Consider the following 26,673-nt stretch of genomic DNA (forward strand, 5'->3'; position numbering starts at 1 on the left):
CGCTCCGGCGAATGGTTAGGGTTATCCAATGGTAGGGGCCGTACCGCCACTGTCGGCGGGGGTCAGCAAAGTTGCCGGTTCAGAGGCCGGCGCAAACAGGACGAACCGGTCGCGCCCGGCCGCCTTGGCCTGGTACATGGCCTCATCGGCATGGCGCATCAGCGCCTTCTCATCGCTGGCGTGCTCCGGGTAGACGGCAATGCCGGTGCTGAACGACATGGTGGCGTTGCGCCCTGCTGACAGGGTGAACGGCCTGCCGAACGCCTGATGAATTTTCTCGGCGACCGCCATGGCATCCTGCGCGGCCTCGATGCTGGGCAGCAGCAGCACAAATTCATCGCCGCCCAGGCGTGCCACGGTGTCTGACTCGCGCACGCAGGCCTGCAGCCGCTGCGCCACGGCCTGCAACAATTCGTCACCCGCCTGGTGGCCAAAATCATCGTTGACGGGCTTGAACTTGTCCAGATCAAGGAACAGCAGCGCCAGGCGGCCGCGCTCGCGTCTGGCCTGGCTCATCGCCTGATGCAGCCGGTCTTGCAGCAAGCGCCGATTCGGCAGGCCGGTCAGCGGGTCGTAAAAGGCCAGTTGCCTGATATCGTCTTCAGCCGCCTTGCGCAGCGTGATGTCGGTGTGGGTGGCCACGTAATGACTAACGCCACCGTCGTCGCCACAGACCACCGTGATGCTGAGCCAAACCGGGAAGCACTCCCCGTTTTTGCGCCGGTCCCAGATTTCACCTTGCCAGGCACCGCCGCGTGTGATGCCATCCCACATGGCGGCGTAAAACGCCGGGTCATGCCGGCCTGATTGCAAAACCCGCGGTGTCGCGCCAAGAACGTCTTGCGCCGTGTAGCCAAACAGCTCGGTAAATGCGCGGTTGACGCGCAGAATCAGCTGGTTCGCATCGGTGACCATGATGGATTCCTGGCATTCAAAGGCGGTGGCGGCAACGCGCAGATCGGCTTCCCGCAGCTTGCGTTCGGTGACATCCTCAGTCGTTCCGATCAGGCGACTGGCCGCGTGAGAGCCGTCGTTATAGAGCACCGCCCGATTGCGCATAAAGCGCACCTGCCCATCCTGGCGCCGAATCTGGAATGTCAAGTCAAACGCCTGGCCTTGTTTGATCGTGACACGGGTTGCGTCCTTCATGCGCAGCAGTTCCCCTGGCAAGAGGAGCTGCTGCCAGTCGTTATTGAGTGCATTGACCGTCTGGGGGTTCAAGCCAAACAAACCAAACATCGCCAGGTCCCAGTGGTAGCGCCGTGTTTTCAGATCGAACTCCCAAATGCCGACACCGGTGGCCTCCGTTGCCAGCTTGAGCCGCTGATTGATCATGCGCTGCTGTACCCGTTGCCGCTGATAAATGATGAGGCCCGCCATGCACAGCAACCCGAAGAGTGCGTACACCAGAAGCTGGCTCCTGACATCGCGCTGCCAAGGGGCAAACATGGCATCCCAGCCCCGGCTGACCGACACGACCAGCGGTTTATCCATGGTCAGGTCGGCCGGCTGGATGGTTCGCAGCACAGGCAGTCGCTTGTCTCCCGTGGTGATGGCCTTGCCCTCGAAATAGCTGACCGGGCGTTTGCTCTCCAGATGCTGTCTGAAAAAGGAGCCCGCAACAGACAAATTTTTGCCGACTACATCGACCAACGCGGGCTGGCTGACAAATATCGTTCCGTCACCGTGCACCAGCATCGACCGCATGTCATCGGCATAGCGCACCGAATTCAGCAATATCTGCATGTCAACCGGGTCCACTGACGCCGACACCAGACCAGCAAACTGCCCTTGCGGCCCGGTAATGACGCGAGCAACACTGATGACAAATGTGTCCAGTACCGTTTTGAACGGCGCACTGACGTAGAGGGTCTTGGTACTCGGCGCCCGCAGCGCTGTCTGAAAATAGTCCCGGTCGTGAAAATTGCGCCCCAGCAGTTCTTCACGGTTCGACGCCGTGACCGTTCCTTTCTCATCCAGCACAGCGAAGGTGCGTACCGAAGGCATTGATACTTCCATGCTCTTGAGGCGACGGCTGACAAGTTCCCGGCCATCGGGCCGGCCCGCCCAATCGGGCAATTCGACCATGATCGATTCGAGCGCGAGGTTGATGGCGACCAGCTGACGCGAGAGGTTGTCTTCAATCACCTTCGACTGTGTCGCCAGGCGCTCGCGTTCCGTCGCCTCAACGCGCTCATGCTCACCATGAAGGTTGTAGGCGAGGTACGCGCCCAGAGCGCCCAGGCAGACAACCAGCAGCAGCCAATGTCGCGCATGACGCAGAAAACGTTTCACTCCAGCCCTTCCTCCACCAGCTCTGCCGCCCGCAGCAATGCCCGCGCTTTGGCCTCGGTCTCCTTCCATTCCAGCTCCGGCACCGAATCGGCCACGATGCCGGCCGCCGCCTGAACATAGAGTGTCTGGTCCTTGATGATGCCGGTGCGAATCGCAATCGCCACGTCCATGTCGCCGGCGTAACTCAGGTAACCGCAGGCGCCGCCATAAACCCCGCGCTTGGTCGGCTCCAACTGGTCGATCAGCTCCATGGCATGCACCTTGGGCGCACCGGTCAGGGTGCCGGCCGGAAAGGTGGCTTTGAGCACGTCCATGCTGGTCATGCCATCGTTCAGGGTGCCTTCGACATTGCTGACGATGTGCATCACATGGCTGTAGCGCTCGACGCTGAAGGCTTCGGTCACTTTCACGCTGCCGATTTTGGCGATGCGGCCGATGTCGTTGCGCGCCAGGTCGATCAGCATCACATGCTCGGCGCGCTCTTTCGGGTCGTTGATCAGCTCCACCTCGGCCGCCTTGTCCAGCTCCAGGCTGGCGCCACGCGGGCGCGTGCCGGCCAGTGGCCGGATGGTGACCTTCTGCTCGGTCTTGCCGTCAACAGTCACCTGCTCCTGGCGCACCAGAATCTCGGGTGAGGCGCCCACCACATGGAAGTCGCCGAAATGGTAGTAATACATGTACGGGCTGGGATTAAGCGCGCGCAAGGCCCGGTACAAGCTCAGCGGCGACTCGGTGTAGCGCTTCTTGATGCGCTGGCCCACCTGCACCTGCATGAAGTCGCCGCCGGCAATCAACTCCTTGGCGCGCTCCACGGCGGCAAGGTAGTCGGCCTTGGCAAAGTCGCGCTCGGCGCTGTGGCTTTGCGTCGGCTTGACCACCGGCGCGCTGACCGAGTATTTCAGCTGCTCCTTCAACTCGCGCAGGCGCTTCTTGGCGTTGGCATAAGCCTCGGGGCGGGCCGGGTCGGCATAGACAATCAGGTACAGCTTGCCCGACAGGTTGTCGATCACCGCCAGCTCTTCGCACTGCAACAGCAGGATGTCGGGGCAGCCAAGGGTGTCGGGCGGGCACGATTTTTCGAGCTTTTTCTCGATGTAGCGCACGGCGTCGTAGCCAAAGTAGCCGGCCAGGCCACCGCAAAAACGCGGCAGACCGGGGCGCAGCGCGACTTTGAAGCGCTTCTGGTAGTCCGAGATGAAATCCAGCGGGTTGGCGCGCGAGGTTTCCACCACGACACCGTCGGTCACCACTTCGGTACACACCTCCGGGCCAAAACCCATGGAGCGTAAGAGCGTGCGGGCCGGCAGGCCAATGAAGCTGTAGCGGCCGAAGCGCTCGCCGCCGACGACGGACTCCAGCAGAAAGCTGTATTTGCCGCTGTCTTTGGAATACGCCAGCTTCAGGTACAGCGACAAGGGGGTTTCCAGATCGGCAAAGGCTTCTGCCATCAGGGGAATGCGGTTGTAGCCTTGGGCGCTCAGGCTTTTGAATTCGAGTTCAGAGATCATGGACAGATTCTTTCAGTTCAAAGCCAGCCTATGGGCACGCGGCTGGAACAGGTGGCTGCCAACACGCGGTAGGACCAGCGGGCAGCACGACGTGCTGCGGTTCATTCAGACCAAGGGGGGAGAAAAGTCAGGCGCGAGCCGACGTGTCTGGTAGCGGGCGCCAGAGCCAGGCTCCCCGGTCGCTACAACCTGTGATGCTGATGCGGTGAATGAACATGCGCGCCAGTGTAGCAAACCCTGGCCCACCGACAGATTGACCGTCACATTCGGGACCTGTCATCGCAAACCCTAAGCGAAAACCCTCTTGCGCCGCACTGCCAATCACCCCCAGAATCGCGCCACCCACTAATTAGCACGGTCGTTCTATTAAAGGAAACTCATGAAGCTTGTTCAACATCTGGTGCTGGCACTGGGCGCCGCCCTGTTCGCCTTCAGCGCCCTGGCCGCCCCAGTCGAAATCCATGGCGTCAAACTGGAAGACACGACGCAAGTCCATGGAACTCAACTGCAACTCAATGGCGCCGGCACCCGCTACAAGTTCGTCGTCAAAGTCTATGTGGCGGGCTTGTATCTGGCCAAGAAGGTGAACACGCCCGATGAGGTCATCAACCAGCCCGGCCCGAAGCGCCTGATAGTCACCATGCTCAGAACCATTGATTCCAAGGAACTGGGCAAGCTGTTGACCCGCGGCGTGGAGGACAACACGGGCAAGGCGGCCATCTCCAAACTGATCCCGGGCCTGATCCGCATGGGTGAGATTTTTGCCGCGCAAAAAAACCTGGTGGCGGGCGACCAGTTCATGATCGATTGGGTGCCTGGCACTGGCACCGTCATCACCGTCAAGGACGTGGTGCAGGGCGAGCCGTTTCAGGAGCCGGAATTTTTCAAGGCGCTGATGATGATCTGGCTGGGCTCCTCACCGGCTGATTACAAACTCAAGGAGGCCTTGCTGGGCGGGAAGTGACCAGTCCACGAGACAGTGCGTCGGGGCCTGCAGCGGCTTTATGATGACAGATTTGATCGACACGGGCCGCATGGAGCAAACGCATGAATAGACTAAAGATTTCCACCCGACTCGCCCTTCTGATCGGCGTGCTGGCCATGTTGCTGGTGCTGACTGGCAGCATTGGCTTGTATGGCATGGGCAAAAGTGACGAGGCGATGGATATCGCCTACAAGGACTCCACCGTCCAAATTGCCAACATCGGCAACATCAAGTACCTGATGTTGCGCAACCGCCTGATGATTGCAAACGCCGTCATTGAGCAAACCCCCGAGAGCATCAAGCGGGCGGGTGACGAGGTCGAAGCCGATATCGCCAAAATCAGCAAGATCTGGGACGTCTACTTGGTCGGGCCCAAATCCTCTGAAGAGGCGCAGCTGGCCAAGGCCTACGCCGACAAGCGCGCCCAGTATGTGCAAGAGGGCCTGCGGCCTGCCGTCGCTGCCTTGCAGGCCAACGAGCTGCCCACCACACGGCAGCTCGTGGTGGAAAAAATCCGCCCCGCGTTTGACGCCGCGCGGGACGCGGCTGACGCCCTGCAAAAATTCCAGCTGGACGAAGCCAAAAAAGGTTTTGAGGCCAACAGCGACCGCTACCACACCATCCGCGCCGTGTGTATTGCCGCCATCGCCTTGGGCCTGCTGTTTGCCGCCTGGTTTGGCTGGATGTTGGCGCGCGGCATTGCCAACCCCTTGGCACGGGCGGTCAAGATCTCTGAAGCAGTGGCGCAGGGCGATTTGAGCCAAACCATCAGAGTCACCAACGGCACCGACGAAATATCGGCGCTGATGCGTGGCTTTGCCCACATGCAAACCAGCCTGGCCAGCGTCGTCACCAACGTGCGCCGAGGCTCCGAAGGCGTAGCCACGGCCAGCGCCGAAATTGCGCAAGGCAACAGCGACCTCTCAAGCCGCACCGAGAGTCAAGCCAGCGCGCTGGAAGAAACCGCCGCGTCCATGGAACAACTCAGCTCCACCGTCAAAGCCAACGCCGACAACGCGCGCCAGGCCAATCAACTGGCCCTGAGCGCCAGCACGGTCGCCGTGCAGGGCGGCGAAGTGGTGGCGCAGGTGGTGGACACCATGAAAGGCATCAACGACGCCTCGCGCAAGATCAGCGACATCATCAGCGTCATTGACGGCATCGCCTTCCAGACCAACATCCTGGCGCTCAACGCGGCCGTGGAAGCGGCGCGCGCCGGGGAGCAAGGCCGCGGTTTTGCCGTGGTGGCTTCTGAAGTGCGCTCGCTGGCCGGACGCTCGGCCGAGGCGGCCAAGGAAATCAAGAGCCTGATCAACGCCAACGTGGAACACGTTGAGCAGGGTACGCTGCTGGTGGACAAGGCGGGCAGCACCATGACCGAGGTGGTCAGCGCGATCAAGCGCGTGACGGACATCATGGGGGAGATCAGTGCCGCCAGCAACGAGCAAAGCCTGGGTGTGACACAAGTCGGCGAAGCGGTCACGCAAATGGACCAGGTCACCCAGCAAAACGCGGCGCTGGTCGAAGAAATGGCAGCAGCAGCCAGCAGCCTGAAAGTGCAGGCGCAGGAGCTGGTGCAAGTGGTGGCGGTGTTCAAGCTCAGCGCCAATGACGCCCAACAGGGTATGGCCACCATGGCTGCGGTGCGCTCGCACAAGCCGGGGGCGGTGCCGTTCAAGGGCGAGGAGCGGCGCGGCGCGGGCATCCCCAAGGGTGCAGCGGCCCGATCACGGACCAGCAGCCCTGCCAGCCAGGCCCCGAGCACAACGCCGACATTGTTAAGCGCGCGCGCCGCGCCCCCCAAAGCGGCACCGGCAGCGGCTGGCGCCGAGGGTGACTGGGAAACTTTCTGAGTCTGTCTGGAGGGCTTGAAGCGGCCTGTGCGCCAACGCCAACCCGGCACTGGAGATTGATCTGTTTTTTTTATAGGATGCGCTTCGTGAACATTAATGACATGAAAATTTCCAGCCGCTTGACGTTGGGCTTTGGCGTGCTTGGACTGCTGATTGCACTCATGGGTGGCGTGTCGCTGCTCAAGGTGGGCGTCATGAGCAAGATGTTCAACCAGGTGATTGACGAGCGCATGCCGCTCATCGCCGCGACCAACGAGGTCAAGGGCGACCTCAACGCGATCTCCATTGCGCTTCGCAACACCATGATGATGCGAGACGCAGACGGCATCAAAAAAGAGGTTGAGCGCGTGGAGTCGGCGCGCGTGCGCATCAACGCCAGTCTGGCCAGGCTCGGCGAGCAGACGACGTCTGACACGGGTCAGGCCATTCTGGCCAAGGTGGCCAAGGCGCGCAGCCAATACGACCCCATGCAGGCAGAGGTCATGGGCTTGGTGAACGCCGGTTCTTTCTTTGAGGCCAGGACGCTGCTCATGGACAAAGTGGCGCCGGCCCAGGAGGCTTATTTCGACACGCTCAATGGCCTGCTCACGCACCTCGACAGCCAGCTGAACCAATCCACCAGCGCCACCCAGGACGCCGCCACCAGCATGAAGGTTGTCGTCGTGGCCACACTCGCCATTGCCCTGGTACTGGCCGTGCTGATGGCGGCCTGGATCATTCGCTCCATCACCGGCCCGCTCAACCAGGCCGTGGCCGTGTCGCGCGCTGTGGCCGCCGGTGACCTGAGCCAGCAGTTCGAGGCCAGCGGCAAGAGCGAAACCGCCCTGCTGCTGCTGGCGCTCAAGGACATGCAGGCGCACCTGAGCACCGTGGTCTCCGAGGTCCGCGACGACGCCGAGAGCGTGGCCACGGCCAGCGCCGAGATTGCCCAGGGCGATCTGGACCTGTCGGCCCGAACCGAGAGTCAGGCCAGCTCACTGGAACAAACCTCAGCGTCCATGGAGTTGCTCAGCGCCAACGTCAAGCAAAACGCCGACAACGCCCGCAAGGCCAATGAGCTGGCCCTGAATGCCAGCAGCGTGGCGGCGCGGGGCGGTGACGTGGTGAGCCAGGTGGTGGACACCATGAAAGGCATCAACGACGCGTCGCGCAGAATCTCCGACATCATCAGTGTGATTGATGGCATTGCCTTTCAGACCAATATTCTGGCGCTCAACGCGGCCGTGGAAGCGGCCCGGGCCGGCGAGCAGGGTCGCGGTTTTGCCGTGGTGGCCAGCGAGGTACGCTCGCTCGCCGGGCGCTCGGCCGAGGCGGCCCGGGAAATCAAGTCATTGATCAATGCCAGTGTGGAGCGCGTGGAACAAGGCAGCGCGCTGGTGGACCGGGCCGGCGCCACCATGAGCGAGGTGGTCAATAGCATTCGCCATGTGACCGACATCATGGCCGAGATCAGTATTGCGAGCACCGACCAGAGTGACGGCGTTTCCCAGGTCGGCGAGGCGATTGCCCAAATGGATCAGGCAACGCAGCAAAACGCGGCGCTGGTCGAAGAGATGGCCGCCTCCGCCGGCAGTCTGAAATCACGCGCCCAGGCACTGGTACAAACCGTGGCGGTGTTCAAACTGGAAGCCGCCTAGGCAGGTATCAAGCGCTGCAAGGAGTCGATGTAGCCATCGGCCTGCACGTCGCGAATCGGCTGACCATGGTTGTAGCCGTAGGTCACCAGCAGCACCGGGCAGCCAGCGGCACGCGCCGCCTGGGCGTCGTTGCTGGAGTCGCCAATCATCAAGGTGCGCCGCGGCACTGAGCCCAACGCGGCACAGGTGGCGAGCAGCGGCAGCGGATCGGGCTTTTTACGCGCAAAGGCGTCGCCGCCAAACGTGAGATCAAAGAAACCGTCCAGGCCCTTGGCCTGCAGCAGCGCGCGGGCGAACGCCGTCGGTTTGTTGGTCAGGCAGGCCAGCTTCAGGCCGCGGGCTTTCAGGTAGACCAGCCCCGCCTCAACACCGGGAAAAACACGGGCGTATTGGCCATTAACCGCGCGGTAATGGCGCTGGTAACTGGCCCAGGCCTGCGGGTAGAGACGGTCCGGCAAGTCGGCCTCGTTGCCTGCAGTCGATCCGTCATATGCTTCTGAATCAATAGCTAATGAAGCATTGCTGACGAGGGTCAGCACGCTTTTCAGCAAATGCTCTGAGCCTTTGCCGACCAGCTGCGCAACCGTTGCGCGGTCGACCTGATGGGAGGCAAAAGGCGCAGGCAAGTCGCCCAGCATCCGGTTGAGCGCAACACAAAAATCGTCCAATGTGTCAATCATGGTGCCATCAAGGTCAACGATGACGGCACTGACGTCAAACTGGTTCAAGTCAATAGAGTTCAAGGTTTTAATTGGTTGAGGACAGAGCAAGCTCACAACGCGCAAGCCTTGGTCTGTCCCGCAAAGTTTCACATATTCCTTCTGTACTGCCCGCCAACCTCAAACAGCGCATTGGTGATCTGGCCCAGGGAACAGCAGCGCACGGCGTCCATCAGCACTTCAAACACGTTCTTGTTGTCGATCACGGCTTTTTGCAGGCGTTTGAGCATCGCGGGCGCCTCCTTGGCGTGCAGCGCGTGGAAGTCGGCCAGGCGCTTGAGCTGGCTTTGTTTTTCTTCCTCCGTTGAGCGGGCCAGCTCCAGCGTGTCGTGCACGGCGTCGCCGTGCGGGTTGCGAAAGGTGTTGACGCCGATGATGGGCAGCTCGCCGGTGTGCTTGAGCATTTCGTAGTGCATCGATTCGTCCTGAATCTTGCCGCGCTGGTAGCCGGTTTCCATGGCCCCGAGCACACCGCCGCGCTCGGAAATGCGCTCAAATTCGAGCAGCACCGCTTCTTCCACCAACTCGGTCAGGTCCTCGATGATGAAGGCGCCTTGCGACGGGTTTTCGTTCTTGGCCAAACCCCATTCGCGGTTGATGATGAGCTGGATCGCCATGGCGCGGCGCACCGAGTCTTCGGTCGGCGTGGTGATGGCTTCGTCGAAAGCGTTGGTGTGCAGGCTGTTGCAGTTGTCGTAAATGGCGATCAAGGCCTGCAGCGTGGTGCGGATGTCGTTGAACTGGATCTCCTGTGCGTGCAGGCTGCGCCCGCTGGTCTGGATGTGGTATTTGAGCTTTTGGCTGCGCTCGTTGGCGCCGTATCTTTCTTTCATGGCAACGGCCCAGATGCGGCGCGCGACGCGACCCATCACGGTGTATTCAGGGTCCATGCCGTTGCTGAAGAAGAAGCTCAAGTTGGGCGCAAAGTCGTCAATGTGCATGCCCCGCGCCAGGTAGGCCTCGACAAAGGTGAAGCCGTTGGACAAGGTGAATGCCAGTTGCGAAATCGGGTTGGCCCCGGCTTCGGCAATGTGGTAGCCGCTGATCGACACGCTGTAAAAATTGCGCACCCGGTTGTGCACAAAATATTCGGCGATGTCGCCCATCACCTTCAGTGAAAATTCGGTACTGAAAATGCAGGTGTTCTGCCCCTGGTCTTCTTTCAGGATGTCGGCCTGCACCGTGCCGCGCACGTTCTCCTGCACCCATTCCTTGATCTTCTCCGTCTCGGTGTCGGTCGGCTCGCGGCCATTATCAAGCTTGAATTTGTCGATATTCTGGTCAATCGCGGTGTTCATGAACATCGCCAGGATGCTGGGCGCCGGGCCGTTGATGGTCATGCTGACGCTGGTGGACGGGCTGCACAAGTCAAAGCCGCTGTAGAGCACCTTGAGGTCGTCGAGCGTCGCGATGCTGACGCCCGAGTTGCCGACCTTGCCGTAGATATCGGGACGCGGATCGGGGTCGTTGCCATACAGCGTGACCGAATCAAACGCAGTGCTCAAACGCTTGGCCGCCATGCCCGAGCTGAGCAATTTGAAACGCGTGTTGGTGCGAAACGCGTCGCCTTCACCGGCAAACATGCGGGTCGGGTCCTCGCCTTCGCGCTTGAAAGCGAAGGTGCCGGCGGTGTAGGGGTAGCTGCCGGGCACGTTATCCAACATCAACCATTTCAGGATTTCGCCATGGTCTTCGTATTGCGGCAGGCACACTTTGCGGATGGTGGTGCCGCTCAAGGATTTGCTGGTGAGCGCGGTGCGGATTTCCTTGTCGCGGATTTTGACCACGTACTCATCACCCGCATAGGCTGTTTGCATGGTGGGCCACTGCGCCAGCAGCTTGGCGCAAGCTGCGTCCTGCAGCTCGGCACGCTCCTTGGCCAGGTCAAGCACGGTTCCGTAAGCGCCGGGTTTGTTTGATCCATCCTTGCACGGGTCGTGTGCCAGCAACATTTGCGCCGTGGCCTTGAGCTGCTGCACTTCACGCGCCAATTTGGCCTGGCTGCGCGCGCGCTTTTTGTAGGCGCGCACGGTGTCGCTGATTTCTGCCAGGTAGCGGGTGCGCGCGGCCGGCAGCACCGGGGTCTGGTTGGTGCTGTGGCGCACCGCCACCGGCGGCAGATGCGACTCGCCCAGTGGCAAGCCGAGTTCACCCAGGCGCGCTCTGAGCGCCTGGTACAGCGCGGTGACGCCGTCGTCGTTGAAGCGCGCCGCCATGGTGCCAAACACCGGCATTTGCTCCAGCGGCGTACCGAAAGCTTCCTTGTTGCGCTGCACCTGCTTGGCGACATCGCGCAAGGCATCGAGCGCGCCCCTGCGGTCGAACTTGTTGATGGCGACAAACTCGGCGAAGTCGAGCATGTCGATTTTTTCCAGCTGGCTGGCGGCGCCAAACTCGGGCGTCATCACATACAGGGGCACATCCACATGCGGCACGATCGCCGCGTCACCCTGGCCAATGCCCGAGGTCTCGACCACGATCAGGTCAAAGCCCGCCACCTTGCAAGCGGCAATCACGTCGGGCAGCGCCGCGCTGATTTCTGAGCCAAAGTCACGCGTGGCGAGCGAACGCATGAACACACGCGGCCCCTGACTCCAGGGACTGATCGCATTCATGCGGATGCGGTCGCCCAGCAGCGCACCGCCGCTCTTGCGCCGTGACGGGTCGATGCTGATCATGGCCACGCGCAAGCTGTCGTTCTGATCGAGCCGCAGACGACGAATCAGCTCGTCGGTGAGCGACGACTTGCCCGCGCCGCCGGTGCCGGTGATACCCAGAACCGGTATCTTTTTGGTAGCAGCTTGCGCCCGTATTTCCTTGGCTAGCGCCATTAATGGTTTGGAAAGTTTGCCTTTGGCCTGGCCCGCTGCGTTTTCGTTTTCCAGCGCCGTGATGAGCTGCGCCAGGGCGCGCCAGCTCATCTCGGTGTGGCCCTGAATGGCGTCGATGCTCTTGGGCGCCAGGCCCGTGAGGTCCTGGTCGCAGCGCATCACCATCTCGCCAATCATGCCGGCCAGGCCCATGCGCTGGCCGTCTTCCGGGCTGAAGATGCGCGCCACGCCATAGGCCTGCAACTCGCGGATTTCCGGCGGCACGATGACGCCACCGCCGCCGCCAAAGACCTGGATGTGCGCGCCGCCCCGGCTTTTGAGCAGGTCCACCATGTACTTGAAGTACTCGACATGCCCGCCTTGGTAGGAGCTGATGGCAATACCCTGCGCATCTTCCTGCAGGGCGGCGGTCACCACCTCTTCGACGCTGCGGTTGTGCCCGAGGTGAATCACCTCGGCGCCCATGCTTTGCAGGATGCGGCGCATGATGTTGATAGCCGCATCATGGCCATCGAACAAGCTGGCGGCGGTCACGAAGCGCACCTTGTGGGTGGGGCGGTATTGGGCCAGGGCCTTGAAATCAGCGGACAGGTCGGTCATGTGCTTGTCTCCATGCGGTTGCGGTGAAATTCTGGGGTGAGGCGACGATCAGACCAGCATTCGCTGACTTGACGTTTACGTAAACGTCAATCTTAGCGGTTTTCCACAACATCGGACTTCAAAAATCCATTAGAGTCCACATTCTGCTTTGTCAACGCTTGTTTTAGACCCTCCACTTCTGCGGCGACCGAACCATGACATCCACCCCGACCGGCAAGCCCGCCTCGAGCCCCCCCGTGCCCGCCCCGGCAAGCGCTGACCCCGCCGTGGCGCAGGTTCACCCGGCCCAAGGCTATGCCGGTGATATCTCTCCCCAACTCGCCTGCCAATGGTGGCAGTCCGGCGACGCGGTGCTGGTCGATGTGCGCAGCGACGCCGAACGGGCCTGGGTTGGTTTTGTACCGGGCGCATTGGCGCTGGCCTGGAAGCAGTGGCCGGGCATGACCCTGAACCCCGACTTTGACGCGCAATTGCTGGCCGCGGTGCCAGCGGGCAAAAAAGTCGTCATGCTGTGCCGCAGTGGCATACGCTCGGTGGCAACGGCGCAGCGCGCCACCGAACTCGGGCTGCAGGCCTACAACATCCTCGAAGGCTTCGAAGGCGACCCGGATGCGCAGGGGCAGCGCGGTCACAGCGGGGGTTGGCGCTTTCACGGTCTGCCCTGGCGCCAGGGTTGACGATAATCGCGCCATGACATTTCTGGCCATCGACGTTGGCAACACGCGCCTGAAGTGGGCGCTGTACACCCACCCCCACCGCGATGCGCCCCTGCTGGCGCAAGGCGCCGAGTTTCTTGACAACATTGACAAACTGGCCGATGGCGCCTGGGCGACGCTGACGCCGCCGACGCACATGCTGGGTTGCATCGTGGCCGGGGATGCGGTGCGACGCCGCGTCGAGGCCCAAATGGAACTCTGGGATGTCGCGCCGCAATGGGTCGTGGCCAGCGCGGGCGAAGCGGGCTTGACCAATGGCTACGACTACCCGGCGCGTCTGGGCGCCGACCGATGGGTGGCCATGATCGGGGCCTGGCACCACGCGTTCAGCACCGGTCCGGCGCGCCCCCTGGTGGTGGTCATGGTCGGCACCGCCGTCACGGTGGATGCGATTGACGCCAGCGGCAAGTTTTTGGGTGGTTTGATTTTGCCCGGCCACGGCATCATGCTGCGCGCCCTCGAATCGGGCACGGCCGGGCTGCATGTACCCACCGGCGAGGTGCGCGAGTTTCCCACCAACACCAGCGACGCCCTCACCAGTGGCGGCACCTTTGCCATTGCCGGCGCCGTGAATTGCATGGTGCAGCACCTGCGGGACCACTGCGGCACCGAGCCCAAGTGCATCATGGCGGGCGGCGCCGGCTGGAAGATGGCGCCCAGCATGTCGGTGCAGTTTGAGCTGGTGGACAACCTGATATTTGACGGCCTGCTGGAGATGGCGGCCCGGCGGTTTATTGATTAAATCGGGCTGTAGCCACCGTATAATAAGCTTATATTGCTATTAATTAAATAGCAAACAAGGCACCCTCAGGCACCAGTTTTGAGCCACGCCTGCACCAGCCGCACCCAGTAGGTGGCACCCAGCGGGATCAATTCATCGTTGAAATCGTAACTGGCGTTGTGCAGCATGCAGGGGCCGCCGCCGTGACCCATGTCGCGGTGCGTGCCATCACCATTGGCGATGAAAGCGTAGCAACCCGGTTTGGCTTGCAGCATGAAAGAAAAATCTTCCGCACCCATGGTCGGCTCCTGCGCCGTCACCTGGTCTGCGCCGACGATGCTCGCCATGACCCGGCGCGCAAACTCGGCCTCCGCGACGCTGTTGACGGTGGGCGGGTAGTTGCGCTTGAATTCAAAATCGCAAGTCATGGCAAAGGCGGCGCAGAGATGGTCGGTGATTTGCTTCATGCGCTGCTCAATCAGGTCCAGCACGTCCAGCGAGAACGTGCGCACCGTGCCCTGCAGCTCGCAGGTGTTGGCGATGACATTGGTGGCCTCGCCGGCGTGGATCATGGTGACGGAAATCACCCCCGCGTCAATCGGCTTGATGTTGCGGCTGATGATGGTCTGAAACGCCTGCACCAATTGGCAGGCCACGGGCACCGGGTCGATTGCGTTGTGCGGCATGGCGCCATGCCCGCCCTTGCCGCGCAGGGTGATCTTGAACTCGTTGCTGGACGCCATCACCGCACCCGGACTGACGGCAAACTGGCCCACCTCAGCGCCCGGCCAGTTGTGCATGCCAAACACCGCGTCCATCGGAAACTGCTCAAACAAACCGTCCTTGATCATCTCGCGCGCGCCGCCACCACCTTCTTCTGCCGGCTGGAAAATCAGATAAACCGTGCCGTCAAAATGGCGATTGACGGCGAGGTGCTGTGCCGCTGCCAGCAGCATGGCGGTGTGCCCGTCATGGCCGCAGGCGTGCATCTTGCCGGGCTGCGTGCTGACGTGGGCAAAGGTGTTGAGTTCCTGCATCGGCAACGCGTCCATGTCCGCGCGCAAACCAATCGCCCGACTCGATGTGCCGTTTTTGACGATGCCGACCACGCCGGTTTGCCCCAAGCCACGGTGGATCGGAATACCCCACTCGGTGAGCTTGCTCGCCACCAGATCGGCGGTATGAACTTCCTTGAAACACAGCTCGGGGTGGGCGTGGATTTCGCGCCGAACGGCGGCCATACCGGCCGTCTGGGTCACGATGGAATCAATAAGTTTCATGGCACCTCCTTTTGCAGCAGTCTAGCGCCAAGCCGTCCCTCGCGCGCATGGCCTCGCCCTGGGCTCACACGGCATAAATCGTGACAAGAGCGCAAAATTAGCCTGTCGTCCTACAGTCGACTCGCGTCTGAGGGTGCAACATTGAAATTTTTCATTTTCTTGCCGCCTTATGTCTTCGCCCGAATCCCTTAGCCAAGTCAGTGAAGCACCGACCGTTGCAGCGCCTCCCCTCGATGAAGCTGATGCGCGCGCTGCTGCCCAGGAGGCTATCGCCGAAGCGGCGTTGAGTTTTTCCATCAAGGTGCTGACGGTCAACATCCACAAAGGGTTCACCTTCTTCAACCGCAAATTCATCCTCCACGAGTTGCGCGAAGCGGTTCGCAGCGTGGGCGCCGATGTTGTGTTCCTGCAGGAGGTGACCGGCTCCCACGCCCGCCATGAGCGCCGGGTCGCCGACTACCCGACCAACCCCCACTACGAGTTCCTGGCCGACAGCATCTGGCCGCAGTTTGCCTACGGCCGCAATGCCGTCTACCCTGGCGGCCACCACGGCAATGCCGTGTTGTCGAAGTTCCACATCGTCAGTTTCGAGAACCACGACGTGTCCATCATCGGGCCCGAACGGCGTGGACTGTTGCACTGTGTGCTGCAGGTGCCAGGCCTTGACACGCAAGTCCACGTCATTTGCGTGCACCTCGGTCTGGCCGAGTCGCACCGCCTCCTGCAGTTGCACATGTTGTGCGACCTGGTGCACCAGCACATACCGGCGAGCGCCCCGGTGATCGTGGCCGGCGACTTCAACGACTGGCGCCGCCGCGCCCACGCGGTGCTGGCGCAGGGCGCCAATCTGCATGAAGTATTTGTGCAGGCCTATGGCAAGGCTGCCCGCACTTTTCCGGCGCGCTTGCCGGTGCTGGCGCTGGACCGCATTTATGTGCGCAACGCCATTGGCCATGCGCCGCTGGTGCTGCCCATCAGGCCCTGGTCCCACCTGTCGGACCACGCGCCGCTGGCGGCAACGATCGAATTATGAAAAACCGATGGGTCAGCGGCAACCGGGTGACCCTGCTGATCAATGGCGATGCCTATTTCCCGCGCGTGTTTGAGTGCATTGCCGCGGCCGAGCACGAGGTCCTGCTGGAGACCTTCATCCTGTTTGAAGACAAGGTCGGCCTGGCCCTGCAGGCAGCGCTGCTGGGCGCGGCGCGGCGCGGCGTGCAGATCGATATCACCATTGACGGTTACGGCTCGCCCGACCTGTCTCCCGCCTTCATCTCGGCGCTGACACAGGCCGGCGTGCGGGTCCACGTGTTTGACCCCAGCCCCAGGCTATGGGGCTACCGCACCAACATGTTCCGGCGCATGCACCGCAAGATCGTCGTGGTCGACGGTAGTCGCGCCTTTGTCGGCGGCATCAACTACTCCGACGACCACCTGGTTGACTTCGGTCCGACCGCCAAACAGGACTATGCGATTGAAATTGAGGGGCCGCTGGTCAGCCACATCCAGCACTTTGCTCGCAGCCAGTTGCTCATTGGCCAGGGTGAGCCGCCCAGGCTTCGTGACCGGCTGTTCGGGCACGAGCCCGACGTCCCGGCGTTACCTGAGCTGCCGGCGGCAGGCAAGGCCGTGGCGCTTTTGGTCACGCGTGACAACCGCCAACACAAAAGCGACATCGAACGTCACTACCGCGTTGCCATCCGCACGGCGCGCCACCGGGTCCTGATCGCCAACGCCTATTTTTTCCCCGGCTACCGCTTGCTCAAGCAACTGCGCAAGGCCGCGCAACGCGGCGTGGATGTGCGCCTGATCCTGCAGGGCGAGCCCGACATGCCGATAGTCAAAGTCGCGGCCGGCCTGCTGTACCACCACTTGTTGAGCGCCGGGGTGAAGATTTATGAATACAGCGAGCGTCCGCTGCACGGCAAGGTCGCGCTGACCGACAACGCATGGTCGACCGTCGGCTCCAGCAACCTGGATCCGCTGAGCCTGGCGCTGAATCTGGAGGCCAACGTCATCATCAGGGACACCGCCTTCAACCAGCTTCTGGGCGAGCACCTGGCACAGTTGATGCAAAACAGCTGCAAGCAGATCCTGATTGGCGATGTGGCCGAGACCGGTCTGTGGGTGAGGCTGCGCAGCTTCCTGGTGTTCCATCTGTTGCGGCACTACCCGGCCTGGTTTGGCTGGTTGCCGGTCCATACGCCGCGCCTGACACTGCCCGACCAAGCGCTGGCCCAGTCGGGCGGCGACCGCGTGAATGAAGGCCGGGTGTCATGACACATGCGCCAGCGCGGCACCGCATCACCACCAAGGTCTGGTGGCCCTGGCTCAAGCGCTTTGCCACAGCCGCTTTTTTCACGCTGGTGGCCTGGCTGCTGGTCACGCAGGCACGCGCGATCGAATGGAACGAGGTGCTGGCCACCCTAGCCAACTATCCCGGGCACACACTGCTGGTTGCCGCCGCGCTGGCCCTGCTCAGCCTGACCCTGTACAGCTCATTTGACCTGTTGGGGCGCCATTACACCGGCCACACGCTGCGTGCGCGCACCGTGATGCGGGTCACCTTCATCAGCTACGTGTTCAACCTCAATATGGGTTCGCTGGTGGGCGGCGTCGCCCTGCGCTACCGGCTTTACACACGGCTGGGCTTGAACGCCGGCGTGATCACCCGCGTCATGACCCTGAGCATGTTGGCCAACTGGATCGGCTACCTGCTGCTGGCGGGCGTCATTTTTGGCTTTCACGCCCCGGCGCTGCCACCCGGCTGGGTCATTGGCAGTGGTGGCCTGCAGGTTCTGGGTTTTGTGCTGCTGGCGCTGGCGCTGCTGTATCTGCTGCTGTGCGCTGTGTTGCGCCGGCGCAGCTTTGTTCTCTGGGGCCACGAGCTGAACCTGCCCTCGCTGCGCTTGGCGGCGCTGCAATTGGGCATGGGCGCGGCCAACTGGCTGCTGATGGGCGGTATCGTCTTCGTGCTGTTGCAGCAAAGAATCGCGTTCCCCACCGTGGTCAGCGTGCTGCTGGTCGCGGCCGTGGCCAGCGTGATCGCCCACGTGCCGGCCGGGCTCGGCGTGCTCGAGGCGGTCTTCATCGCCCTGCTGTCGCACCAGTTGCCCACGCACGAATTGCTGGCTGCCTTGCTGGCCTACCGCCTGATCTACTACCTGGCCCCGCTGACGCTGGCGGCCGTGCTGTACCTGGTGGCGGAAACACGGGCCAAAAAATCGGCGCCCGCACGCCGTCAGGGCAGCGCGGCGGCGGACAAGGAATTGGAATAAGGCGCCGGCCACCTTGATGCTGCATGCCGTTTGGTATTGCGCCAAAATGGGGGCATGCCGCATTCCAAGTCCATGAATCCAAGCTCCTCCCCCCTCTCTGACGCCACCCCGACCCAGGTGCTGGGCGCCTGCCCGCACGACTGTCCCGACACTTGCTCCATGCTGACCACCGTCGCCGGCGGCATCGCCATCAAGGTGCAGGGCAACCCGGCCCATCCGCATACCGACGGCGCCCTGTGCACCAAGGTGTCGCGCTATACCGAGCGCACCTACCACCCCGAGCGCCTGCTGCACCCGCTCAAACGTGTCGGCCCCAAGGGCGCCGGCCAGTTCGAGCGCGTGAGCTGGGACGACGCGTTGCAGGACATCGCGACCCGACTCAAAACCATCTCCAGCCGGGGGCCGCAAGCGGCGCAAGCCATCCTGCCCTACAGCTACGCCGGCACCATGGGGCTGATCCAGGGCGACGGCATGTCGGCCCGCTTCTTCCACAAACTGGGCGCCTCCCTGCTGGACCGCACCATCTGCGCCGCCGCTGGCGGCGAGGGGCTGACCCAGACCCTGGGCGGCAAGGTCGGCATGCGGGTCGAATTTTTTGCCGAAGCCCAACTGATCCTGATCTGGGGCAGCAACTCGATTGCCAGCAACCTGCACTTCTGGCGCTACGCCCAGGTGGCCAAGCGCAACGGCGCCAAGCTGATCTGCATTGACCCGCGTTTGAGCGAAACGGCGGATAAATGCCACGAACACATCGCGCTGCTGCCCGGCACCGACGGCGCGCTGGCGCTGGCGCTGATGCACGAGCTCATCACCCACGACTGGCTCGATCACGACTACCTGACGCACTACACGCTGGGTTGGGACCTGCTGCGTGAGCGGGCGCTGCAATGGTCACCGGAGCGGGCCGCGGGGGTGTGCGGCATCAACCCCGAGCAGATCCGTGCCCTGGCCCGTGACTACGGTGCCTGTGCGGCCAGCCGTGCGCCGGCGGCGATCCGCATCAACTATGGGATGCAACGCGTCCACGGCGGCGGCAATGCCGTGCGCCTGATTGCCTCTCTACCCGCCTTGATTGGCGCCTGGCGCCACCGCGCCGGCGGTGTCCTGCTCTCCAGTTCGAGCATGTTCCCGGTTAAAAAAGCGGCACTGCAGCGGCCCGACCTGCTGGCCGGCAAAACCCCGCGCACCCTCAACATGAGCACCATTGGGGACGAGCTGCTGCGCCCGGCCAGCACGGCTTTCGGCCCGGCGATTGAGGCGCTGATCGTCTACAACAGCAACCCGGTGGCGGTCGCGCCCGAGTCGGCCAAGGTGGTGCAGGGCTTCGCGCGGGAAGACCTCTTCACTGTGGTGCTGGAGCACTTCCAGACCGACACCGCCGACTATGCCGACTACATCCTGCCCGCCACGACGCAACTGGAGCATTGGGACGTGCATTCGAGCTACGGCCACACCGATGCGCTACTCAATCGCCCGGCCATTGCGCCGCTGGGCGAGGCCAAACCCAACACGCAGATTTTTCGCGAGCTGGCCGCGCGCATGGGTTTCACCGAGCCCTGCTTTGCCGACGATGACGTGGCGCTATGCCGCATGGCCTATGGCGACGCCGTTGATTTTGACGAGTTGCTCCATCACGGCTTTGCCACGCTGAAAACACCCGAGGCACCATTTGCCCAGGGCAAGTTCCCCACGCCCTCCGGCAAATGCGAGTTTTTCAGCGCCCGGCTGGCGGCGCAGGGGCTGGACGGCCTGCCCGACCATGTGCCCAACTACGAAGCGTTTGCGTCGTCGCCGCTGTATCCGCTGGCCATGATCTCGCCACCCGCGCGCAATTTCCTGAACTCCACGTTCGTCAATGTGCGGAGCCTGCAGGACTCGGAGCGCGAGCCGCTGCTGGAAATGCATGCGACCGATGCGGCGGCGCGTGGCATCCAGAGCGGCGACGTCGTGCGTGTCTTCAACGCCCGTGGCGAGTACCGCTGCAAGGCAGAAATCTCCCGGCGCGCGCGCCCCGGTGTAGTCAATGGCCTGGGCGTGTGGTGGCGCAAGCTGGGCCTGAGCGGCACCAATGTGAATCAGCTCACCAGTCAAAACCTGACCGACCTGGGCGGCGGCCCCACGTTTTACGACTGCCTGGTGCAGGTGATGGCGGACCAGGCTTCATGAACACCGCTGGATGCTATAACTAAGATAGCTACCTACGATTGTATTCATTGGGCTAGAAGCGCTTTTTATAGACAAACTCAGGGCCCCAATGCGGCCACCAGAAAATCGATCCACACGCGCAACTTGACCGCCAGAAAGCGATTCGGCGGGTACAGCAGCCAGGCCGTGCCGGCGTAATCGGTCTTGTGCTCCCAGTCATCCAGAACCGTCACCAAGTCCGCCTTGGCCAGGGCCTCGCGGGCGGTAAATTCAGGCAGGCTGGCAATACCCAGATGCTGCCGCGCACCGTCCAGGCGCACTTCGCTGTGATTGGCCACATAGCGCCCGCTGACCCGCACCGTGGCTTCTTCAGCCCCTCTTTGAAAACGCCAGTGGCGGTCGCGCTCGTCCTCGCCCAGGTAAAGGCAACTGTGCTGCACCAGATCACGCGGGTGCGCTGGCGTGCCATGCGCTGCCAGGTACTGCGAGCTGGCGCAAACCAGATGGCGAATCGATGTCAGAGGTCGGCCCGCCAGGCCCGGTGGTGGTACATCGGTGATGCGAATGGCCAGGTCGATGGACTCCTCAAACAGGTCCACCGTGCGGTCAGTGATGATGAGTTGCACATCCACCTCGGGGTAGCGTGCCAGGAACGCAGGCATCAGCGGGTGCACCACCTGTCTGCCAAAGGCTTTGGGCATGCTCACCCGTACCAGCCCACGCGGTGTGGCGCTTTGGCTGTCGCTCAGGGCCATCACCTCGCGCGCGGCCGCCACCAAGGCCTGGCAGCGCGTGAACGCGGCACTGCCCGCCTCCGTCAGGCGCAGCTTGCGGGTGGTGCGCTCCAGCAGCCGCACCCGCAATACCCCCTCCAGCCGTGCCACCTGGCGGCTCACGGCTGACGGGGTCAAACCCAACTGACGGGCCGCGCCCGAAAAGCTGCCGGCATCCACCACACGGGCAAATACCACCATGTCAGGCAGGTTATCAAGCGGGCTATTGATGCTCACGGCGCACAGGTGATGTTCTTCATGGCTGAATTATCACCAAATGAAACCAAATCTATCATGGCCACCCGCTTCTGCTTTCCCCTATTTGCCATGACCACCTTGACCCTGCCCCAACCCAAACACCTGCTGCGCCTGTCCGACTTCACCCTGCTGCTGGTGGCCATGGTCTGGGGCACCAGCTATGGCGTGGCCAAAGGGGCTCTGGCTTTTTACCCGGTACTGGGCTTTCTGGCGGTGCGTTTTACGCTGACCTTTGTCCTGCTGCTGCCGGCACTGCTGCGCGCACCCGCCGTTCAAAAGCGCGATGCCCTGCGCACGGGCCTGCCGCTGGGCATGCTGATGCTGGGCATTTTCTTGTGTGAAACATTTGGTGTCGCCCATACCCAGGCCAGCAACGCCGCTTTTCTGATCAGCCTGTGCGTGGTGCTGACGCCGTTTGCCGAGTGGTGGCTGCTGGGCCGCCGTCCGGCGCAGGCCATGTTTGTGTTTGCGGCCATTTCACTGCTGGGGGCGGCGTTGCTTGGCGGCGGCATCTCTGGCCGCTTGAGTTGGGGCGACGGCCTGATGCTGGCCGCGGCGGTGCTGCGCGCCATCACGGTGTGCCAGACCAGCCAGCTCACCCGCCACAGCAGTGCATCGGCACTGGCACTCACGGCCGTGCAGGCCGGCGTGATTGGCATCGGCAGCCTGCTGCTGGCCCTGCTGATGCCCGGTGATTTGTCTGCGCTGCCGACCCAGGCTACCTTCTGGCAGGCCACGCTGTACCTGGTGCTGGGCTGTACGGTGTTTGCCTTCTTTGCCCAAAACTGGGCCCTCAAACACAGCGCGCCCAGCCGGGTTGCCCTGCTGACCAGCACCGAGCCCGCCTTTGGCGCCCTGTTTGCGGTGCTCTGGCTGGGCGAGAGTCTCAGCGCCACGGCTTGGCTGGGCGGCGGGCTGATTGTGTTGGCGGCACTGTGGACCACGTGGCGGCGCAGCTAAGACCACACAAATAGCACGCTGGCCGGTTGGCGCAGACGCGACCAGCGAGCCTGAAAGCAGAATTGATTTTGCTATATTTACAGTAGCTACTTAAGCATATAACACGGGGGCTACAGGCAGTTTTCGTGAAAACAAGCCTTCGTGGGAGCGACACAACTTTACCCAAGCTTCACGCCATCCATTGACGCATGGTTTTACAATAAGTAATTGATTAATTACTTCTGTCTCCATGCAAGTCATCGACAAACCTTCCAAGCAGCGCACCGAGGTGCGTCAGGCCAGCCTGGTTGAAGCCGCGTTGCGGCTGGCGGCGCAGCGCAGCCCGGCGGACATCACGACGGGCGACCTGGCGCAGGCGGTCGGCATCACCCAAGGCGCCGTGTTTCGGCACTTTGCCAGCAAAGAAGCCATCTGGCTGGCGGTGCTGGACTGGGTTACTCAAACGCTGATGAGCCGCCTGCAAGCTGCCGCGCAAGGGGCCCAGGCAGCAGAATCCGCCGCGATGAAGATCCCGCCCAGCGGACCCGAATCAGCCCAACCCGCCCTGGTTTCACCAAGCTCGGGCTCAAACCGCTCGGCACTGACCGCCCTGCAAGCTGTCTTCATGGCCCACGTGGATTTTGTGGTGACGCACCCCGGCGTGCCGCGCGTGATTTTTCAGGAGTTGCAACAGCCACACGACACCGCCCTCAAAGCGCGCGTGCGGGATCTGCTGCTGCAGTACCGGCGCTTGCTCATGCAACTCTTGCAGCAAGTCCAAACACAAAAAGCGATGGCGCCAGATATCGATTTACGGGCTGCTGCCGTTCTGTTCATCGGCTCGGTGCAGGGGCTGGTGATGCAAGCAATGATCTCTGGTGATGTGCCCGCCATGGCCGTACAAGCCCCTGGCGTATTTGCCATCTTCCAGCGCGGCCTGCTTGCCCAAGCGCCCCTTTGATTCAGAAAGAACCCCATGACACCCAATCCCCTGTTGCTGCGCCGCCTCGCCCTGGGCGCGCTTGCCTTGGCTCTGGTTAGCGCGATCGCCTTTGTGTCGCTGCGCACCGGGCCGCTGGCCCCCATCAAGATCACGGTCACGCAAGTTCATGAGGGCACATTGGGCCCCGCCATTTTTGGCATCGGCACGGTCGAGGCGCGCCGCAGCTGGATGGTCGGCCCCACGGTGGCGGGCCGGGTATTGAACGTCAAAGTGGACGTGGGTGATGTGGTCAAGGCCGGGCAACTGCTGGCCGAAATGGACCCGATTGACCTGGAACAGCGCCTGAGCGCGCTCGATGCCTCACTGGCACGGGCCGGCAGCGCACAGACGGCGGCACAAGCGCAATTGAAAGATGCCACCGCGCGGCGCGCACTGGCAGCCGCCAACACCCAGCGCAACCAGGACCTGGCGCGGCAAAACTTCATCAGCCCCGGCGCACTTGACGCGCGGCTGCAAGAACAGGCCTCGGCCGATGCCGCCGTGCAGGCGGCGCAGGCCAATTTGGCGGGTAGCGGCCAAGACATGAGCCGCCTGAAAGCCGAGCGCGCCGGTCTGGCGCAGCAACGCAGCAATGTGCGCCTGCTGGCCCCGGCTGACAGCGTGGTCACCACCCGCGATGCCGAGGCCGGCAGCACCGTGGTGGCGGGCCAACCGGTCTTGCGTCTGATCGATCCGAGCAGCCTGTGGGTGAAATTGCGGGTGGACCAGGGCCGCTCGGCCGGCTTGGCGCCCGGCTTGCAGGGCGGCATTGTGCTGCGCTCACAACCGCAAACCACCTTGCCCGGCCAGGTCGCGCGCATTGAGTTGCTGGCTGACAGCGTGACTGAAGAGCGTATCGCGCAAGTGGCTTTTGCCGAACCGCCCCCAGGTATCTCGGTGGGTGAAATGGCAGAAGTCACCCTGCAACTGCCCGCCACCGCCCCCGCCCTGCTGCTGCCCAACGCCAGCGTACAACGTCAAAACGGACAAACCGGTGTCTGGCGGCTCAATGGCGACAGGCCGGAATTTGCCCCGGTAGAACTCGGTGCCCGCAGCCTGGACGGTCAGGTGCAGGTGCTCAAAGGACTGGGCCAAGGTGAGCGCGTGGTGGTCTACAGCGAAAAAGCCCTCAAGGCCGGTGCCCGCGTGAAGGTGGTGGAGACCTTGGCCCAACCAACAGGCAAGCCATGATCAGCCTGGCAGGCCGCGACATTCTGCACGGCTGGGGCAAGTTTGCCCTGACGGGCCTCGGGCTGGGGCTGCTGATTGGCGTGACGCTGACAATGGGCGGGGTGTACCGTGGCATGGTCAATGATGCGCAGGCACTCCTGACCAACAGCGGCGCGGACCTGTGGGTGGTGCAAAAAGACACCCAAGGCCCCTATGCCGAGGCATCCAGCCTGAAAGACGACGTGGTGCGCAGCGTGCGCGGCATGCCCGGTGTGGGCCAGGCGTCCAACGTCACTTACCTGACCCAGCAGGTGCAAAAAGCCAGTGGCGACGAAGTGCGCGTGATGGTGGTCGGCATTGAGCCGGGCCAGCCCGGCGAACCGGGCTATCTGGTGGCTGGCCGCCAACTCACCCGCGATCACTATGAAGCAGTGGTCGATATCAAAACCGGCTTCAAACTGGGCGAAGAATTGCAGGTGCGCCGCCACAACTACCGCGTCGTGGGCCTGACGCAGCGCATGGTGTCGTCTGGCGGCGACCCGATGGTGTTCATCCCTTTGAAAGACGCGCAAGAGGCGCAGTTTTTGAAGGACAACGACACGATCGTCAATGACCGCACCCGCACGGCGACCAACCCGGCCTTCAATCGCCCCGGCGTGCCCGGCTTGCTGGAAGCGGTGCAAGGCCTGCAGGCCAGCAGCCACAACGTCAATGCGGTGCTGGTCCAGCTGCAGCCCGGTTGGCAGGCCGACGAGGTGGCTGAGTCTCTCACGCGTTGGAAGCATGTGCAGGTGTACACCCGCGTGGGCATGGAAGACATTCTGGTGGCCAAGCTGATTGCCACTTCAGCCAAACAAATTGGCATGTTTCTGGCCATTCTGGCGGTCGTGAGTGCTGCCATTGTGGCCTTCATCATTTACACCATGACGCTGGGGAAGATCCGCGAGATTGCGGTGCTCAAGCTGATCGGCACACGCAACCGCACCATTGCCGGCATGATCTTGCAGCAGGCGCTGGGCCTGGGGCTGATCGGCTTCATTGTGGGCAAGGTGTCGGCCACGGTGTGGGCGCCGGTGTTCCCGAAATTTGTGCTGCTGATGCCGCAAGACGCACTCATCGGCCTGGCGGCCACGCTGGTGATATGCGCGCTGGCCAGTACGCTGGCGATCCGCGTGGCGCTCAGAGTGGACCCGGCGGAGGCGATCGGATGAGCACCAGGACAACCCGCACAACTGAGCCAGGTGGCATCCGCATTGAAGGCCTGCGCAAGGTCTATGGCAAGGGCGACAGCGCGGTCGAAGCCCTCAAGAACGTCAACATGTCTGTGGCCCCCGGTGAAGTCGTTGGCCTGGTGGGCCCATCGGGTTCTGGCAAGAGCACGCTGCTGAAATGCCTGGGAGCCATCATTGAGCCCACGTCAGGGCGCATGACCCTTGGGGCTGACGTGATTTATGACAATGGCTGGAAAGTGGCCGACCTGCGCACGCTGCGGCGCGACCGCATTGGCTTCATCTTTCAGGCGCCGTACCTGATTCCGTTTCTGGACGTGACCGACAACGTGGCGCTGCTCCCCATGCTGGCGGGGGTGGCCAACGCGCGATCAAGGGCGCGCGCACTGGAGCTGCTCACCGCGCTGGATGTGCAGCACCGCGCCAAAGCGGAACCTTCCCAGCTCTCGGGCGGCGAGCAACAGCGGGTGTCGATTGCCCGCGCCTTGGCGAATCGCCCGCCGGTCATTCTGGCGGACGAGCCCACCGCGCCGCTGGACAGCGAGCGCGCCTTGGGTGTGATGCGCATCCTGAACCAGATGGCTGTGCAAGCGCACACGGCCATCATCGTGGTGACCCACGACGAAAAGATCATCCCCATCTTCAAGCGGATTTACCACATCCGCGATGGAAAAACAGTGGAAGAAGCAGGCGAAGGCAGGTCGCTTTAAAAAGCAGGCTGCAACATTTAAGGCCCGCCACGATGATGTTGGGT

20 protein-coding genes are annotated in these 26,673 nt (G+C 62.6%); 14 read left to right on the forward strand and 6 right to left on the reverse strand.

Annotated elements, in window-relative coordinates:
- Positions 1-21: 21 nt before the first annotated feature.
- Positions 22-2,295, reverse strand: a complete 2,274-nt coding sequence (locus RFER_RS23115) for a bifunctional diguanylate cyclase/phosphodiesterase (RefSeq protein WP_011465872.1) — start codon at positions 2,293-2,295, stop codon at positions 22-24.
- On the reverse strand, positions 2,292-3,803 hold the full coding sequence (gene trpE / locus RFER_RS18290; protein WP_011465873.1) for an anthranilate synthase component I: 1,512 nt from the start codon (positions 3,801-3,803) through the stop codon (positions 2,292-2,294). The genes RFER_RS23115 and trpE overlap by 4 nt, the downstream gene beginning before the upstream one ends.
- Before the next feature lie 379 nt (positions 3,804-4,182).
- Between trpE and RFER_RS18295 the strand changes: the two genes are divergently transcribed.
- The 3 genes from RFER_RS18295 (at position 4,183) to RFER_RS24970 (ending at position 8,278) form a co-directional block, all read left to right on the forward strand.
- A complete protein-coding gene (locus tag RFER_RS18295; protein ID WP_011465874.1) occupies positions 4,183-4,767 on the forward strand; it encodes a chalcone isomerase family protein in 585 nt (194 codons plus the stop codon).
- Between the two features lie 83 nt (positions 4,768-4,850).
- Positions 4,851-6,641, forward strand: a complete 1,791-nt coding sequence (locus tag RFER_RS18300) for a methyl-accepting chemotaxis protein (protein ID WP_011465875.1) — start codon at positions 4,851-4,853, stop codon at positions 6,639-6,641.
- Positions 6,642-6,727: 86 nt separating this feature from the next.
- The gene (locus RFER_RS24970; protein ID WP_279587681.1) at positions 6,728-8,278 is read left to right on the forward strand and encodes a methyl-accepting chemotaxis protein; all 1,551 of its coding nucleotides are present in this window, start codon (positions 6,728-6,730) and stop codon (positions 8,276-8,278) included.
- Here RFER_RS24970 and gph read toward each other — a convergent pair.
- Both gph and icmF read right to left on the reverse strand, forming a co-directional pair.
- Positions 8,275-9,021 carry a phosphoglycolate phosphatase gene (gene gph / locus RFER_RS18310; RefSeq protein WP_041790959.1) on the reverse strand — a complete coding sequence of 249 codons (747 nt, stop codon included), beginning with the start codon at positions 9,019-9,021 and terminating at the stop codon, positions 8,275-8,277. The genes RFER_RS24970 and gph overlap by 4 nt on opposite strands.
- Before the next feature lie 65 nt (positions 9,022-9,086).
- On the reverse strand, positions 9,087-12,428 hold the full coding sequence (gene icmF / locus RFER_RS18315) for a fused isobutyryl-CoA mutase/GTPase IcmF (RefSeq protein WP_011465878.1): 3,342 nt from the start codon (positions 12,426-12,428) through the stop codon (positions 9,087-9,089).
- Between the two features lie 194 nt (positions 12,429-12,622).
- On the opposite strand from icmF, the gene RFER_RS18320 reads away from it, so the two are divergent.
- On the forward strand, positions 12,623-13,105 hold the full coding sequence (locus RFER_RS18320) for a rhodanese-like domain-containing protein (RefSeq protein ID WP_011465879.1): 483 nt from the start codon (positions 12,623-12,625) through the stop codon (positions 13,103-13,105).
- A 13-nt stretch (positions 13,106-13,118) separates the two neighbouring features.
- Complete coding sequence (locus tag RFER_RS18325) at positions 13,119-13,886, forward strand: type III pantothenate kinase (RefSeq protein ID WP_011465880.1); 768 nt, start codon at positions 13,119-13,121, stop codon at positions 13,884-13,886.
- Positions 13,887-13,951: 65 nt separating this feature from the next.
- Here RFER_RS18325 and RFER_RS18330 read toward each other — a convergent pair whose 3' ends face one another.
- The gene (locus RFER_RS18330; protein ID WP_011465881.1) at positions 13,952-15,145 is read right to left on the reverse strand and encodes a M20 aminoacylase family protein; all 1,194 of its coding nucleotides are present in this window, start codon (positions 15,143-15,145) and stop codon (positions 13,952-13,954) included.
- Between the two features lie 169 nt (positions 15,146-15,314).
- On the opposite strand from RFER_RS18330, the gene RFER_RS18335 reads away from it, so the two are divergent.
- The 4 genes from RFER_RS18335 to RFER_RS18350 all read left to right on the forward strand — a co-directional run bounded on the left by RFER_RS18335 (position 15,315) and on the right by RFER_RS18350 (position 20,589).
- Entirely contained in the window at positions 15,315-16,178 is an 864-nt protein-coding gene (locus tag RFER_RS18335) for an endonuclease/exonuclease/phosphatase family protein (protein WP_011465882.1), read from the forward strand.
- Entirely contained in the window at positions 16,175-17,425 is a 1,251-nt protein-coding gene (gene clsB, locus RFER_RS18340) for a cardiolipin synthase ClsB (RefSeq protein ID WP_011465883.1), read from the forward strand. Before RFER_RS18335 ends, clsB begins: the two co-directional genes overlap by 4 nt.
- On the forward strand, positions 17,422-18,423 hold the full coding sequence (locus RFER_RS18345; RefSeq protein WP_011465884.1) for a lysylphosphatidylglycerol synthase domain-containing protein: 1,002 nt from the start codon (positions 17,422-17,424) through the stop codon (positions 18,421-18,423). The genes clsB and RFER_RS18345 overlap by 4 nt, the downstream gene beginning before the upstream one ends.
- Before the next feature lie 72 nt (positions 18,424-18,495).
- Positions 18,496-20,589 (forward strand): molybdopterin-containing oxidoreductase family protein, encoded by a 2,094-nt coding sequence (locus RFER_RS18350; protein WP_041792835.1) that lies wholly within the window; start codon positions 18,496-18,498, stop codon positions 20,587-20,589.
- 77 nt (positions 20,590-20,666) lie between these two features.
- Here the strand turns inward: RFER_RS18350 and RFER_RS18355 are convergent, their stop codons facing one another.
- Positions 20,667-21,578 carry a LysR family transcriptional regulator gene (locus RFER_RS18355; protein WP_041790961.1) on the reverse strand — a complete coding sequence of 304 codons (912 nt, stop codon included), beginning with the start codon at positions 21,576-21,578 and terminating at the stop codon, positions 20,667-20,669.
- Between the two features lie 90 nt (positions 21,579-21,668).
- Between RFER_RS18355 and RFER_RS18360 the strand changes: the two genes are divergently transcribed.
- From RFER_RS18360 to RFER_RS18380, 5 genes are all read left to right on the forward strand, one after another.
- Positions 21,669-22,559, forward strand: coding sequence for a DMT family transporter (locus RFER_RS18360; protein WP_041792837.1), 891 nt, complete (start codon positions 21,669-21,671; stop codon positions 22,557-22,559).
- A gap of 229 nt (positions 22,560-22,788) precedes the next feature.
- Entirely contained in the window at positions 22,789-23,499 is a 711-nt protein-coding gene (locus RFER_RS18365) for a TetR/AcrR family transcriptional regulator (protein WP_011465888.1), read from the forward strand.
- A gap of 15 nt (positions 23,500-23,514) precedes the next feature.
- Positions 23,515-24,711, forward strand: coding sequence for an efflux RND transporter periplasmic adaptor subunit (locus RFER_RS18370; RefSeq protein WP_011465889.1), 1,197 nt, complete (start codon positions 23,515-23,517; stop codon positions 24,709-24,711).
- Positions 24,708-25,901, forward strand: a complete 1,194-nt coding sequence (locus tag RFER_RS18375) for an ABC transporter permease (protein ID WP_011465890.1) — start codon at positions 24,708-24,710, stop codon at positions 25,899-25,901. Before RFER_RS18370 ends, RFER_RS18375 begins: the two co-directional genes overlap by 4 nt.
- Positions 25,898-26,629 carry an ABC transporter ATP-binding protein gene (locus tag RFER_RS18380; RefSeq protein WP_011465891.1) on the forward strand — a complete coding sequence of 244 codons (732 nt, stop codon included), beginning with the start codon at positions 25,898-25,900 and terminating at the stop codon, positions 26,627-26,629. Before RFER_RS18375 ends, RFER_RS18380 begins: the two co-directional genes overlap by 4 nt.
- Positions 26,630-26,673: the final 44 nt, after the last annotated feature.

It is taken from the genome of Rhodoferax ferrireducens T118 (assembly GCF_000013605.1).
In the GTDB taxonomy this organism is placed as follows: Bacteria; Pseudomonadota; Gammaproteobacteria; order Burkholderiales; family Burkholderiaceae_C; genus Rhodoferax; species Rhodoferax ferrireducens.

Bases quoted from the DNA above. Each gene is read 5' to 3' on its own strand.
- trpE (WP_011465873.1), bottom strand. From the start codon at position 3,803: ATGATCTCTGAACTCGAATTCAAAAGCCTGAGCGCCCAAGGCTACAAC.
- RFER_RS18350 (WP_041792835.1), top strand. From the start codon at position 18,496: ATGAATCCAAGCTCCTCCCCCCTCTCTGACGCCACCCCGACCCAGGTG.
- RFER_RS18370 (WP_011465889.1), top strand. From the start codon at position 23,515: ATGACACCCAATCCCCTGTTGCTGCGCCGCCTCGCCCTGGGCGCGCTT.
- RFER_RS18320 (WP_011465879.1), top strand. From the start codon at position 12,623: ATGACATCCACCCCGACCGGCAAGCCCGCCTCGAGCCCCCCCGTGCCC.
- RFER_RS18330 (WP_011465881.1), bottom strand. From the start codon at position 15,145: ATGAAACTTATTGATTCCATCGTGACCCAGACGGCCGGTATGGCCGCC.
- RFER_RS18360 (WP_041792837.1), top strand. From the start codon at position 21,669: ATGACCACCTTGACCCTGCCCCAACCCAAACACCTGCTGCGCCTGTCC.
- clsB (WP_011465883.1), top strand. From the start codon at position 16,175: ATGAAAAACCGATGGGTCAGCGGCAACCGGGTGACCCTGCTGATCAAT.
- RFER_RS18345 (WP_011465884.1), top strand. From the start codon at position 17,422: ATGACACATGCGCCAGCGCGGCACCGCATCACCACCAAGGTCTGGTGG.
- RFER_RS18295 (WP_011465874.1), top strand. From the start codon at position 4,183: ATGAAGCTTGTTCAACATCTGGTGCTGGCACTGGGCGCCGCCCTGTTC.
- RFER_RS18300 (WP_011465875.1), top strand. From the start codon at position 4,851: ATGAATAGACTAAAGATTTCCACCCGACTCGCCCTTCTGATCGGCGTG.
- RFER_RS18325 (WP_011465880.1), top strand. From the start codon at position 13,119: ATGACATTTCTGGCCATCGACGTTGGCAACACGCGCCTGAAGTGGGCG.
- RFER_RS18365 (WP_011465888.1), top strand. From the start codon at position 22,789: ATGCAAGTCATCGACAAACCTTCCAAGCAGCGCACCGAGGTGCGTCAG.
- RFER_RS18335 (WP_011465882.1), top strand. From the start codon at position 15,315: ATGTCTTCGCCCGAATCCCTTAGCCAAGTCAGTGAAGCACCGACCGTT.
- icmF (WP_011465878.1), bottom strand. From the start codon at position 12,428: ATGACCGACCTGTCCGCTGATTTCAAGGCCCTGGCCCAATACCGCCCC.
- RFER_RS18375 (WP_011465890.1), top strand. From the start codon at position 24,708: ATGATCAGCCTGGCAGGCCGCGACATTCTGCACGGCTGGGGCAAGTTT.
- RFER_RS18380 (WP_011465891.1), top strand. From the start codon at position 25,898: ATGAGCACCAGGACAACCCGCACAACTGAGCCAGGTGGCATCCGCATT.